At 62.5% G+C, this 12,909-nt stretch carries 11 protein-coding genes; 7 read left to right on the top strand and 4 right to left on the bottom strand.

Going from position 1 to position 12,909, the window contains the following annotated elements; genetic code table 11:
* Positions 1-127: 127 nt before the first annotated feature.
* Together AC0L15_RS11160 and AC0L15_RS11165 are read left to right on the top strand one after the other, a co-directional pair.
* Positions 128-1,642: a DegQ family serine endoprotease gene (locus tag AC0L15_RS11160; RefSeq protein ID WP_128180498.1), complete on the top strand. Its 1,515-nt coding sequence runs from the start codon at positions 128-130 to the stop codon at positions 1,640-1,642.
* A 24-nt stretch (positions 1,643-1,666) separates the two neighbouring features.
* On the top strand, positions 1,667-1,849 hold the full coding sequence (locus AC0L15_RS11165) for a toxin-antitoxin system HicB family antitoxin (protein ID WP_236386158.1): 183 nt from the start codon (positions 1,667-1,669) through the stop codon (positions 1,847-1,849).
* Between the two features lie 16 nt (positions 1,850-1,865).
* Here the strand turns inward: AC0L15_RS11165 and AC0L15_RS11170 are convergent, their stop codons facing one another.
* Positions 1,866-2,429, bottom strand: coding sequence for a GNAT family N-acetyltransferase (locus AC0L15_RS11170; protein WP_128167085.1), 564 nt, complete (start codon positions 2,427-2,429; stop codon positions 1,866-1,868).
* Positions 2,426-3,313, bottom strand: coding sequence for a phosphoserine phosphatase SerB (serB, locus tag AC0L15_RS11175; RefSeq protein WP_287247374.1), 888 nt, complete (start codon positions 3,311-3,313; stop codon positions 2,426-2,428). The genes AC0L15_RS11170 and serB overlap by 4 nt, the downstream gene beginning before the upstream one ends.
* Between serB and miaA the strand changes: the two genes are divergently transcribed.
* Together miaA and AC0L15_RS11185 are read left to right on the top strand one after the other, a co-directional pair.
* Positions 3,303-4,295, top strand: coding sequence for a tRNA (adenosine(37)-N6)-dimethylallyltransferase MiaA (miaA, locus tag AC0L15_RS11180; RefSeq protein WP_473496356.1), 993 nt, complete (start codon positions 3,303-3,305; stop codon positions 4,293-4,295). The two genes, serB and miaA, sit on opposite strands and share 11 nt — an antisense overlap.
* A gap of 103 nt (positions 4,296-4,398) precedes the next feature.
* Positions 4,399-5,190 carry a GGDEF domain-containing protein gene (locus AC0L15_RS11185; protein ID WP_023798799.1) on the top strand — a complete coding sequence of 264 codons (792 nt, stop codon included), beginning with the start codon at positions 4,399-4,401 and terminating at the stop codon, positions 5,188-5,190.
* Positions 5,191-5,406: 216 nt separating this feature from the next.
* Here the strand turns inward: AC0L15_RS11185 and AC0L15_RS11190 are convergent, their stop codons facing one another.
* Entirely contained in the window at positions 5,407-7,245 is a 1,839-nt protein-coding gene (locus AC0L15_RS11190; RefSeq protein ID WP_287247421.1) for an ATP-binding protein, read from the bottom strand.
* Positions 7,246-7,405: 160 nt separating this feature from the next.
* Positions 7,406-9,208: an NAD(P)-binding domain-containing protein gene (locus tag AC0L15_RS11195; RefSeq protein ID WP_473496337.1), complete on the bottom strand. Its 1,803-nt coding sequence runs from the start codon at positions 9,206-9,208 to the stop codon at positions 7,406-7,408.
* Between the two features lie 473 nt (positions 9,209-9,681).
* Between AC0L15_RS11195 and AC0L15_RS11200 the strand changes: the two genes are divergently transcribed.
* The 3 genes from AC0L15_RS11200 to AC0L15_RS11210 all read left to right on the top strand — a co-directional run bounded on the left by AC0L15_RS11200 (position 9,682) and on the right by AC0L15_RS11210 (position 12,777).
* Entirely contained in the window at positions 9,682-11,463 is a 1,782-nt protein-coding gene (locus AC0L15_RS11200) for an acetolactate synthase 3 large subunit (protein WP_473496338.1), read from the top strand.
* A 79-nt stretch (positions 11,464-11,542) separates the two neighbouring features.
* Positions 11,543-12,115 carry an acetolactate synthase small subunit gene (gene ilvN / locus AC0L15_RS11205; protein WP_287247371.1) on the top strand — a complete coding sequence of 191 codons (573 nt, stop codon included), beginning with the start codon at positions 11,543-11,545 and terminating at the stop codon, positions 12,113-12,115.
* 65 nt (positions 12,116-12,180) lie between these two features.
* Entirely contained in the window at positions 12,181-12,777 is a 597-nt protein-coding gene (locus AC0L15_RS11210) for a LysE family translocator (protein ID WP_287247370.1), read from the top strand.
* Positions 12,778-12,909: the final 132 nt, after the last annotated feature.

Genomic DNA, 12,909 nt, shown 5'->3' on the forward strand with positions numbered 1-12,909 from the left:
GATAACGGAGGATTTATCCTCTGCCGATAGCCATAGCCGCAAACGTGCCGTATTTCTTGCCAACATGGCTCGACGCAGCGTCTTCGGCGAGCGCTTTTTCTTCTCAGAGACACCGGGAGACTTCTCGATGACATCCAACAGCTTTTTGCGCGCGGCGAGGCGGACGTTGACCGCGGGTGCTGCAGCACTTCTTATCGGCGTCGCTACCGTCCCGTCGCTGGTGACGCCCGCGGCCGCCGACGACGGCCCGGCTTCGGTCGCCGATCTGGCGCAGGGCCTGCTCGGCGCCGTGGTCAATATATCGACCTCGCAGAGGGTGAAGGGCACGGAAGGCCCGGGCGCGGTGCCGATGCCGCAGCTTCCAGAGGGCTCGCCCTTCCAGGACTTCTTCGACGATTTCTTCAAGAACCGTCCCGGCGAACAGGGCAACCCCTCGCAAAAGGTGCAGTCGCTGGGCTCAGGCTTCGTGGTCGACGCCGAGCAGGGCATCGTGGTGACGAATAACCACGTGATCGCGGATGCCGACGACATCGAGGTGAATTTCTCCGACGGCGTGACGCTGAAGGCGACGCTGGTCGGCACCGACACCAAGACCGACGTGGCGGTGCTGAAGGTCGATCCGAAAGGGCACAAGCTGACGGCGGTGAAATTCGGCGATTCCAGCAAGATGCGCGTCGGTGACTGGGTGATGGCGATCGGCAATCCGTTCGGCCTCGGCGGCACCGTGACGGTCGGCATCGTCTCGGCCCGCAACCGCGACATCAATTCCGGCCCCTATGACGATTTCATCCAGACTGATGCCGCGATCAACCGCGGCAATTCCGGCGGGCCGCTGTTCAACAGCGCCGGCGAGGTGATCGGCATCAACACGGCGATCATTTCGCCGTCCGGCGGCTCGATCGGCATCGGCTTTTCCATCCCCTCGCAGCTGGCGTTGGGAGTCGTCGACCAGCTCCGTCAGTTCGGCGAGACGCGGCGCGGCTGGCTCGGTGTGCGCATCCAGCCGGTGACGGACGACATTGCCGAGAGCCTCGGCATGGCGACCGCCAAGGGCGCGCTGGTCGCCGGCGTCATCAAGGGCGGGCCTGTCGACAACGGCACCATCCTGGCGGGCGACGTCATCATCAAGTTCGACGGCAGGGACGTCAATGAAATGCGCGACCTGCCGCGCGTCGTCGCGGAGAGCACGGTCGGCAAGGCTGTCGACGTGGTCATCGTGCGCAAGGGCGTCGAGCAGACCGTGAAGGTGACGCTTGGCCGGCTCGAAGATGGCGAAAAGCTCGCCAGCGGCGAGAACGGCAATACCGACAAGGACACTGGCGACGAGGCGCCTGCCGTCTCGACGGCGTCCGTGCTCGGCATGACCGTTGGCGACCTCAACGACGAGACGCGGACGAAATTCGGCATTGCCGCCGAAGTCTCCGGCGTCGTCATCACTGAAGTCGCCAAGGATTCAGCCGCTGCCGAACGCGGCATCCAGGCCGGCGAGGTGATCACCGAGATCGCGCAGGAATCGGTCGCCACGCCCAAGGATGTCATGGACCGGATTGCTGCGTTGAAGGAGCAGGGACGCAAGAATGCGCTGCTGATGCTGGCGTCGAAGAGCGGCGAATTGCGGTTTGTGACGATCCGGATGGACTGAGTCCCGGAGGCACGTGCTGATGGTGTGTCGCTGAACCAGTGGATCGCGTCGGCGGTGGCGCAAAAGGTTGGAGCCATGAAGACAGCGGCCGATTTCCTGCGCCGACGGGCTGGTAATGCATCGGGCGACGATTTCGCGAAAGTGCTCGATCGGGTCGGCGTCAAACCGCCGCAACCCGGCGACGAGCTTCCGTTTGAAAAGCGCTGATCAGGGCCGGCGCTGATCAGCGCCGATTTGCTCGCCAATCCGTGGCTGTCAGCCTGTAGAACACATGCCGCTTGAGCCTGGCGTGGCTGTCCGGAATGCCGGGGTGGTCGAAATCCCTGGCCGGGTCGGCGGTCATGCCCAGGCGTTCCATGACGGCGGTGGACCGGCTGTTATCCCTGACGGCGAAAGAAACGATTTCCTCGAGGCCAAGCGTTTCGAAGCCATAGGCGAGCCAGGCTTCGGCTGCCTCGGTGACATAGCCATGGCCCCAGAATTCGGGCGCCAGCCGCCAGCCGATCTCGACGGTGCCGGCCGGCAGGAACGGCAAATGATCGGTGTCGAGGAGGCCGACGAAGCCGATGCATTGGCGCGTTTCAACTATCTCGGCGGCAGCGAAACCGTAGCCATCCTCGGCAATCCAGGCGCGGAACTCGTCCATCTTGGCGTCGGCCTGCGCGCGGTCGCGGCGAAACGGAAAGAACTCCATGACGCGCTCGTCGGAGTTGATGCGGTAGAAGAGGTCGCGGTCGCGATCCTCCCAGTTGCGCAGGATCAGGCGCTCGGTGCGGATTGGCGTCACTCCACAAACTCCTCCCGCCGGTAGCCCTGCAGATAGAGAAGCGCGGTCAGGTCGCCATGGTCGATGCGGAACTTTGCCTCCGCCGCCACGACCTGCTTGGCATGAAGCGCCACACCGGTGCCGGCAAGGCGGATCATGTCGAGGTCGTTGGCGCCATCGCCGACAGCAATGGCGTCGGCGGTCGTCAGCCCGAGGCGCGCCGAAATCTCGAGCAGCGCATCGGCCTTGGCGGCGCGCCCCAGGATCGGCTCGGCGACCAGCCCGGTGAAGCGGCCATCCTGCTCGATCAGGCGGTTGGCGCGATTCTCCTGAAAGCCGAGCATGGCGGCGATGCGTGAGGTGAAGACGTTGAAGCCACCCGACACGAGTGCAGTCCAAGCGCCGTTGGCCCGCATGGTCTGGACAAGCGCGCGGCCACCGGAAGCCAGCGTCAGGCGATTGGCGATGATGCGGTCGACCACGGCAGTGTCGAGACCTTTCAGCAGCGCCACCCGCTCGCGCAAGGCCGGCTCGAAAGCGATCTCGCCATTCATCGATCGCGCCGTGATGGCGGCGACGTAATCCTTGACGCCGATCTCGTCGGCGAGCTCGTCGATGCACTCCTGGTCGATAACGGTCGAATCCAAATCGGCGATAAGGATTTTCTTCCGCCTTGCCTCGGGCCGCTGAACGATCACGTCAACCGGTTCGGGTGCAAGCACCGCGCGCAGGCTGGCGGTCGTTTCAGCGGCTTCGGCCGTCTCGGGCAGAGAGAATTCGCAGGCGATGCCTTCGGCCAGCCAGCGAACAGTGCTTGCGCCGACCGACCGTGACGCCATATTCGCAAGCGCCGGCGACAATGCGCGACCGGCGGGATGGGATACAAGCGTGGCGATCAGCGGCATCGAAAATTCCGGCGGGCAGGCGGGCGAGGGCCGCGTTAAGAACGCGATCCTGATAGCCGGGCCGACCGCCAGCGGCAAGTCCGCCCTTGCGCTCGGCGAGGTCGAGCGCAAGGGCGGCGTCATCGTCAACACCGATTCGATGCAGGTCTATTCGGTGCTCGACGTGCTGACGGCGCGGCCGACTGCTGCTGAACTCGCCCGCGTCCCGCATTTCCTCTACGGGCATGTCCATCCCGCCAGCGCCTATTCCACCGGCGCCTGGCTGCGCGACGTGATGAAGCTCATCGACGGCGGTGCGCTCGTCGAACGGCCGGTCGGCACGTTCTTCGAACGGCCGGTGATTTTCGTCGGCGGTACCGGGCTCTACTTCCGGGCGCTTGCGGAAGGCATTTCGGAAATGCCTGACATTCCGCAGCCGATCCGTGATCGCTGGCGCTACGAACTCCAGGAGCACGGCGCAGCCAAGCTGCACCGCATCCTGCTGCGCGAGGATTCCGCAGCCGGCATGATGCTGAAGCCGACCGACGGCCAGCGCATCGTGCGGGCGCTGGAGGTGCTCGACGCATCGGGCCGTTCCATCGTGGAATGGCAGGCGGCGCGCGGCCGTCCACTGATCGACAGAGCCAGCACGCGCTTCCTTGTGATCGAGCCGGACCGAGCGGAGCTGGTGGAGCGGATCGAGGCGCGGTTCGACCGCATGCTGGAGAAGGGCGCCCTCGACGAGGTCAGGCAGATCACCAATCTTGGTCTCGATCCCGATTTGCCTGCGATGAAAGCCATCGGCGTTCGCGAACTCCAGGCCGCAATGGCCGGCGAGCTGAGTTTTCCCGAAGCGATCGAGCGCGCGAAGATCGCGACGCGACAGTATGCCAAGCGCCAGGCGACCTGGTTCAGGCATCAGTTGGGTCCGGAATGGCTGAGATTGCGCCTTGGTGATCGTGTGGAATCCACGATCTTGGACACCTTTTCGAGTGCAACCTGAAAAGTTGACTTTAAGGGAAGACTTCCCGTTGAAGTTGTCCTAATTAACCCTCCGTAAGGCCGTCGATGCCATAACGTCTTTCGGGTTTTGCAACGGGGAGCAGATGCGTTTTCACAAGGCGGAATCAGCCTTTTTCGTCTTCATCTTCGTGATCCTGGCCGCCGGCCTGGTGACGCTTCACGCCTATGGGCTTCTGCAGGCGCTCGCGGCGGAGATCACTACGCCTGCCGCGATTGAGAAGACCACTTATCTCAACAAGCTGTTGTTTGGGACCGGCGTCCTTTTGGCGACTGCCCTGTTCTTCGGGATTTTCTTCATCTACCCGCTGATCCGCAAGCAGGCGACGGAAGAAGGCAAGCTGCGCGCCATGACGGTTTCGCTCAGCGCCCGTTCGGAAACGCTGGAGCATGCGGCGCTGACCGACGGCCTGACCGGCATGCAGAACCGGCGTTATTTCGACGATGCACTGAAGGAATATCTCGAGGAATTCCGTCGCATCGACAAGCCGGTCGGGCTGATGATCCTTGATCTCGACCATTTCAAGCAGGTCAACGACACCCACGGCCATGATGTCGGTGACCAGGTGTTGCGGGCGGTCGCCAGCTGTCTCAAGGACATGACACGCTATCACGACGTGGTGGCGCGCCTGGGTGGCGAGGAGTTCGCGGTGGTCACGCCCAACATGGACGCCGAACTGCTGTCCAGGTTCGCCGAGCGCATCCGCAAGGCGATCGCCAACATGTCGATACTGTCGGGCAATGTCCGGCTGAAGATCACCACCAGCGTCGGTCTTGCCATCTGGGACCGCAAGGAAACCGCCGAAGAGTTCTATCGCCGCGCCGACCGCCAGCTCTACGAGGCCAAGAGGCAAGGCCGCAACCGCGTCTGCGCCTGAAATCCCGGAGACGAATTCATGAGGCCGGCCGACTGACGCAGCTTTCTCGACTTCCGGTGCTCATGGACTCAAATGTCCACTCCGCGCCGGGTTCTCGAAAGCCACGTCATTCGATCCGGCCTGATGAATTCCCTTCCGGGATTTGTCCTGGTTTCCTAGGGTGACATAGTTTTAACTTTGGAAGCGCCTTAGCCTCACAGGCTAAAGCCGCCCGGCTCAATCGTTCTGCGAGCGCAGGCCGAAGGTTGCGGGTTTCAGGCCATAACGCATGTCGAAATCGTCGTCCGGCTGGGCGCGTGCGACAGTCGGGGCGGGCGGCTTGCGATAGTCGGGATCGCCGGCCTGCCGGCTCGAATCCACGACTTCGGCGAAGGCCATCGCCTGCTGCGGTTTTGGCACGTTGCGAAGCCTTTCGACGATCGCCACCAGATCGACATCGTTGCCAAGCTTGGACGGCAGGGCTTCCTCGCGCTTGGCCGTGCCCGGGATCAGGCCCTCGGACAGTTTTTCGAATTTCATTCGCATGGTCGTCGCCACGCCTTCACCAAAGGCGATGGCTTCGCGTTGGCCCATCGAAGACAGGAATGCCAGTGTAGAGGCCGACGAATCGGCGATCGCCGAGCGGATGATCGCCTGGTCCTGCTCGTTGGCGAGTCGCATCGCAAAAAAGGTCGAGCACTGCGACAGGATGGTGGGGTCGAGTTCGCCCGGGCGCTGGGTGACGATGCCGAGATAACAACCATATTTGCGGCCTTCCTTGGCGATGCGCGACAGCGCGTGCCGGGTCGGCGCGAAACCAAGGCGCGGATCGGCCGGCATGTAGCGGTGCGCTTCCTCGCACAGCAAAAGCAGCCGCAGCCGGCCTTCGCTCCACAGCGCCAGGTCGAAGGCCAGACGCGCCAGCACCGAGCAGACGGAATTGACCACTTCCGAAGGCATGCCTGCCATCTCGAAGCAGGTCACCGGGCGGCCGTGATGCGGCACGCGGAAGATGTTGCCGATCGTCTCGTGGATGGTGTCCTCGATCAGCCGCGAGTTGAACATGAAGCGGTAGCGCGGATCGGAGGCTGCCGATTCGATGCGCGTCTTCAGCGATTTGAGGGTGGGGCGGTCGTTCTTGCTTTCCAGAAGCCCCATGCGCTCGTCGACCTGCTTGATGAGATCGACAATGCGATAGGGCACTGGCGTGTCCGCGGTCAGCGCATCGCTGCCGCGCCTGAGATACGTGCCCGAATTCGGGTTGCGATAAAGGTTTTTGGCCGCGGGAATAAGATCGCGCAAGGCGTCCACCTCTTCCGGCACGATCTCTCGACCGCGAAACAGCACTTCGGCAAACTCCTCGAGCTTGAACATCCAGAAGGGCAGGTCCAGCGTCGCCGAATCGACCCTGACGCAGTGCTCTGGCAAGGACGCGGCGAACTCGTTGTGCGGATCGAGGATGAGAACGCGCAGGTCGGGTCGAGCGGCGATCGACTTGCGCAAAAGCAGCGAGACGGCGGTGGATTTGCCGACGCCGGTGGTGCCGACAATGGCGAAATGGCGCGCCAGCGTGTCGTCGATAGCGATGTTGGCGTCGATCTCCTCATCCTGTGACAGCGTGCCGACGGTGATCGAGTGACGCCCGGCCAGGTCATAGACGGCCTGCAGGTCGCGGCTGCGGATGCGGTGGGCAATGGCGCCGATATGCGGATAGGTGGTGATACCGCGGTCGAAAACCGGTTTGGCGCCGGGCTCGGCGCTGTCGCGCACCTCGCCGATGAGCTCGATACTGACCTCGATCGGGTTCTGGCCCTCATCGTGCCAGGCGCGATCCGACTTGCCGACCGCGTAGACCAGCCCGACGGTTCGCGTGTTGCCAAGGTTGATGGAGATCATCTTGCCGACGCTCCAATGGCCGGTGACCGTGCCCAGGATATCGGCGGCATGGGCGCTGATGGTGGCGCGCGCGCCGTCGCACTGGACGACATTGCCCAGAACGCGCTTGTCGCTCTGCTCCGCCTTGCGGCGCTCCTGCAATGTCGGCTCTCCAACGGAGGCGTCGCGGTCGACGAACATGGACAGGCTGTTCCCCATTTCCCTTTTCCATTTTCCCCAAGGCGATCGACCTTACGCCGACGCGGTTAAGGGGGGGTGAGGTCGGATGGTGTAGGGACGATTAAGCCGGTCGCGAAAATTGAACCGACCGGCGGCAAGTCCCGGCGACAGCCTCGATCGTCTATCCTGTGTGATGGACCTGCTGCAGCCCGTAGACCGGCGTCGCGATGCCCTCGTGCCGCGCTTTCAACTGCAGCGACAGGAACTGCGAATAGTGGCGTGACTGGTGCAGATTGCCGCCGTGGAACCAGAGCGCTTCCTGTTGCGTCGGCTTCCACATGTTGCGCTGCTCGCCCTCCCAGGGACCGGGATCCTTGGTGGTGTTCGAGCCGAGCCCCCAGCATTTCCCGACTTTGTCGGCGACCTCTTTCGAGATCAGCTCTGCCGCCCAGCCGTTCATCGAACCGTAGCCGGTGGCATAGACGACGACATCGGCCGGCAGCTCGGTGCCGTCGCTGAGCAGGACCGAATGTTGCTTGATCTCGGTCACGTCGACGCCGCTCTTCAGCTTGATGGCGCCGTCGATGATCAGCTGGGAGGCGCCGATATCGATATAGTAGCCGGAACCGCGCCTGAGATATTTCATGAACAGGCCCGAACCGTCGTCGCCCCAGTCGAGCATGAAGCCAGCTCTTTCCAGGCCCTCGTAGAAGGCGGCATCACGCTCCTTCATCTTCTCGTAAAGCGGGATCTGGAATTCGTGCAGGATCTTGTAGGGCAGCGAGGCGAAGATGAGATCGGCCTTGGCCGTGGTCATGCCGTTTTGCACGGCCTGCTCCGAATAGAGGGCTCCGAGCCCGATATCCATCAGCGTGTCGGATCTGACGATGTGCGTGGTCGATCGCTGCACCATGGTGACGTCGACGCCGGCTTCCCAGAGTGCGGCGCAGATATCATGCGCGGAATTGTTCGACCCGATGACAACGACTTTCTTGCCAGCGCAGCTGTCTGGACCGGGATGTTTCGAGGAATGGTGCTGATCGCCCTTGAAATTCTCCATGCCTTTGAACGGCGGGATGTTGGGCCGGCCCGACATTCCGGTGGCCAGCACCAGCTGCTTCGGCTTCAGCGTGATGTCCTTGCCGTCGCGATGGACGACGACCGTCCATTCCCTCTTCTGATCGTCATAGGTGGCGCTCTTGGCCTGCGTGGAGGACCAATAGTTCAGCTCCATGACCTTGGTGTACATTTCGAGCCAGTCGCCGATCTTGTCCTTGGGCGAGAAGACCGGCCAGTTCCGAGGAAAGTCGATATAGGGCAGATGGTCGTACCAGACCGGATCGTGCAGGCAGAGCGACTTGTAACGCTTGCGCCATGAATCGCCGGCACGCTCGTTCTTCTCGACGATGATGGTCGGCACGCCGAGCTGCCTCAGCCGGGCACCGAGCGCGATGCCGCCCTGGCCGCCGCCGATGATCAGCGTGTTGGGCTGATTGACAAAGCCGAGTTCGGCGGCTTCCTTCTCGCGCTCCTCCTTCCAGGTCGGCCGGTTTTTGCCGTGACCGTGCTTGGCACCCATCGGCCGGGCGAAGCCGGCGGGTTCCTCATGGTCCTTCAGCTCGACCATGGTGGTGAGCAGCGTCCAGATCTTGCCGTTCTTCAGCCTGATATGGCCGAAGCCGCGCGCAACCTCCGTTTCGAAACTGATCCAGCCTTCGAGCAGCCCGTCGCTCTCCGTGGCGTCTTCGCCTTTCGCAAGCGCCCAGTTCGATGGCTTTATCTTCGCCAACTGGCTCATCAGCATATCGCGCACCTGGTCGCGACCCTCCATGGTCTTGATGTTCCAGGTGAAGGTCACCAGATCGCGCCAGTAGCAGTCTTCCTGAAAGCACCCGACCGCTCCGTCGATGTCGCCGGCGGCGAGCGCTGCGCTGAATTGGTCGAGCAGGTCGGCTAGTTTCTTGGCTGGGGCCTTGTCGAGCATCAAATTCCTCCCGTGAAGTGCTGGTCGTCATCGCGGCTTTGCCGGACCCTCCCAGCCCGGTCGACCGGAGTATCGCGGCAAACTGCGTGCCGCGTCACGTCGTCAAATAGTTTGGTGTGGTTTCAATGGCTTATCGCGAAGATCGTGGGCACTGGCCCTGCCGGCGGTCGTACCGGAACGGTGGTTCGACGCGATGGGCGCAACCGGGCCTGCCTGATACGGTCAAGTGGCTCGAACCGCCCGGCATCGTGCATATTCGCCGTTGACAGCGGCGCAAAACCAATTCTATTGTCCGCCACCATGAAAACGGCACTCATTCTCGTAGTAGGAAAGCGTGTGGGCAAGGCGGTGTAACCGCCGGGCGAAACCCCCCCATGCGCAGACACAGGCTCCCTCGGGGGCCTTTTTTATTGCCCGAAACACGACTAAACGACCAGCAATCGCCCGATGGCGGACAATACGGGACCAGACCGATGAGCAGTGGACAGAACGAACGGCGCGAAATGACCGGTGCCGAAATGGTGGTGCAGGCGCTGAAGGACAATGGCGTCAAGCATGTTTTCGGCTATCCGGGCGGCGCGGTTCTCCCGATCTATGATGAAATCTTCCAACAGGACGAGGTCGAGCACATCCTCGTCCGTCACGAGCAGGGCGCCGGTCATGCGGCGGAGGGCTATGCGCGCTCGACAGGCAAGGCTGGCGTCATGCTGGTGACATCGGGGCCGGGCGCCACCAACGCGGTCACGCCGCTGCAGGATGCGTTGATGGATTCGATCCCGCTGGTCTGCCTGACCGGTCAGGTGCCGACCTCGCTGATCGGCTCGGATGCGTTCCAGGAGTGCGACACGATCGGCATCACGCGGCCCTGCACGAAGCACAATTGGCTGGTGAAGGACGTCAACGATCTCGCGGCGATTATCCATGAGGCCTTTCACGTCGCGACGACAGGTCGCCCCGGCCCGGTCGTCGTCGATATCCCGAAGGACGTGCAGTTCGCCAAGGGCATCTATGTGCCGCCGCAGACGGCGCCGCGCACCAGCTATCAGCCTAAGGTCCAGGGTGACCTGGAAAAGATCAAGGCGGCGGTCGAGCTGATGGCCGCCGCGAAAAGGCCGATCCTCTATACCGGCGGCGGTGTCATCAATTCCGGCCCGGAAGCCGGCCATTTGCTGCGCGAACTGGTCGACCTGACCGGCTTTCCGATCACCTCGACGCTGATGGGGCTTGGCGCCTATCCGGCATCGGGCAAGAACTGGATGGGCATGCTCGGCATGCACGGCACCTATGAAGCCAACATGGCGATGCATGATTGCGACGTCATGGTCTGCATCGGCGCGCGCTTCGACGACCGCATCACCGGCCGGCTCACCGCGTTCTCGCCGAACTCGAAAAAAATCCATATCGACATCGATCCGTCATCGATCAACAAGAACGTCCACACCGATGTGCCTGTCATCGGCGATGTCGGCCGGGTTCTGGAGGATCTGGTGCGGCTGTGGCGGGCGACCGCCAGGGCCGACAAGAAGGCGCTGCACCCATGGTGGGAGCAGATCGCGAAATGGCGGGCGCGGGATTCGCTTGCCTACAAGATGAACCACGACGTCATCATGCCACAATATGCCGTCCAGCGGCTCTATGCGCTGACCAAGGACATGGACACTTACATCACCACCGAGGTCGGCCAGCACCAGATGTGGGCAGCGCAGCACTATCATTTCGAGAAGCCGAACCGCTGGATGACCTCCGGCGGGCTCGGCACGATGGGCTACGGCCTGCCGGCGGCGCTCGGCGTGCAGATCGCGCACCCGGATGCGCTGGTCATCGACATTGCCGGTGACGCCTCGGTGCAGATGACGATGCAGGAGATGAGTGCCGCGGTGCAGCACGAGGCGCCGATCAAGATCTTCATCCTCAACAATCAGTACATGGGCATGGTGCGGCAGTGGCAGCAGCTTCTGCACGGCAACCGGCTGTCGCATTCCTACACCGAGGCAATGCCGGATTTCGTCAAGCTTGCCGAAGCCTATGGCGGCCATGGCATTCGCTGCGAGAAGCCGGACGAGCTGGACGACGCAATCAGGGAGATGATCTCGGTGAAGAAGCCGGTGATCTTCGACTGCCGGGTCGCCACGCTTGCCAACTGCTTCCCGATGATCCCGTCGGGCAAGGCGCATAACGAGATGCTGCTACCGGACGAGGCAACCGACGAGGCGGTGGCCAACGCCATCGACGCCAAGGGCAGGGAACTGGTGTAGGCCTGAGCCGGGGCAGGGCTGTCGGATGAAGCCGTGCGAACAGAGAAACAACTCAAAAGTTGAAATCGAGAACCATATCATGACCGCACACCTTCAACCCACCGGGTCCGCCTACTTCATCGCCAAGGAGACGGAAAGACCGGAAATCCACACGCTTTCCGTGCTGGTCGACAATGAGCCGGGCGTGCTTGCCCGGGTCATCGGCCTGTTTTCCGGACGCGGCTACAATATCGAGAGCCTGACCGTGTCCGAAACCGAGCACGAGAAGCATCTGTCACGCATCACCATCGTGACGCGCGGCACGCCACATGTGCTGGAGCAGATCAAGCACCAGCTCGAGCGCATCGTGCCGGTGCACCGTGTCGTCGATCTCACCGTGCGTTCGCACGAGCTCGGCCAGGAACGGCCGCTTGAGCGGGAACTCGCGCTGGTGAAAGTGGCCGGCACCGGCGAGGGCCGCGTCGAGGCGCTAAGGCTGGCCGATGCCTTCCGTGCCAGCGTCATCGACGCCAACACCGAGCATTTCATCTTCGAGATCACCGGCAAGGGCTCCAAGATCGACCAGTTCATCGCCATCATGAAACCGCTCGGCCTGGTCGAGATCTGCCGGACCGGCGTGGCGGCGATGAATCGCGGCCCGCAGGGGATGTAAGCAGGCTGGGGATCCTGATCGTCAGCCTCATGCCGGAACGTGTTGAGTCGACTGGAAGGAAGCCAATGTCTTTCGATGCATTCCTTGCCCTGCTGGTCTATGCCTTCGTGACTTCGATCACGCCGGGTCCGAACAACTTCATGCTTCTGGCTTCCGGCGTGAATTTCGGTTTTGCCAAAACCATTCCGCACATGCTGGGCATCAGCATCGGCTTCCTCGTGCTGTTGCTTGCCGTCGGCTTCGGTCTTGGCGCGGTGCTGACCGCGTTTCCTGTTCTCCAGACCGCATTGAAAATCGCTGGCGGCGTCTATCTGCTCTATCTCGCCTGGAAGATCGCCATGTCGCGGTCGCTCAGCAACAAGGGCGAGACCAAGGCGCGACCGATGCGCTTCATCGATGCGGCAGCGTTCCAGTGGGTCAATCCCAAGGCGTGGGTGATGGCGATCACCGCCATGGCCGTCTATGCCGTTCCGGAGCATCCGTTTCTGTCGGTGGCGCTGGTTTCGATAGCCTTCACCGTCGTCAACCTGCCGAGCGTTTCGGTGTGGGCAGGTTTTGGCACGGCGCTGCGCAGTTTTCTGTCGGACCCGGTGCGGCTGAAATGGTTCAACATCGCAATGGGCGTGCTGCTGGCAGCGACACTGTGGCCGATGCTGCGGTAGCTGCCGTTTTATTGTGTACTGCACATTAAATCTTCGTAATCCCGGGTTTTGGCCCTTTTTTGCCCTCGGCGCCTTCTATCTGTTGGTGAAACCGCGGCACGAGGCTGCGAGTTATACCCAGACATGACCACC

The organism is Mesorhizobium sp. WSM4846, assembly GCF_055811415.1.

What these genes read in the sequence shown, in the direction of transcription:
- AC0L15_RS11190 (WP_287247421.1), bottom strand. Translation starts at nt 7,245, where the DNA reads ATGTTCGTCGACCGCGACGCCTCCGTTGGAGAGCCGACATTGCAGGAG.
- AC0L15_RS11195 (WP_473496337.1), bottom strand. Translation starts at nt 9,208, where the DNA reads ATGCTCGACAAGGCCCCAGCCAAGAAACTAGCCGACCTGCTCGACCAA.
- AC0L15_RS11210 (WP_287247370.1), top strand. Translation starts at nt 12,181, where the DNA reads ATGTCTTTCGATGCATTCCTTGCCCTGCTGGTCTATGCCTTCGTGACT.
- AC0L15_RS11185 (WP_023798799.1), top strand. Translation starts at nt 4,399, where the DNA reads ATGCGTTTTCACAAGGCGGAATCAGCCTTTTTCGTCTTCATCTTCGTG.
- AC0L15_RS11160 (WP_128180498.1), top strand. Translation starts at nt 128, where the DNA reads ATGACATCCAACAGCTTTTTGCGCGCGGCGAGGCGGACGTTGACCGCG.
- serB (WP_287247374.1), bottom strand. Translation starts at nt 3,313, where the DNA reads ATGCCGCTGATCGCCACGCTTGTATCCCATCCCGCCGGTCGCGCATTG.
- ilvN (WP_287247371.1), top strand. Translation starts at nt 11,543, where the DNA reads ATGACCGCACACCTTCAACCCACCGGGTCCGCCTACTTCATCGCCAAG.
- AC0L15_RS11200 (WP_473496338.1), top strand. Translation starts at nt 9,682, where the DNA reads ATGAGCAGTGGACAGAACGAACGGCGCGAAATGACCGGTGCCGAAATG.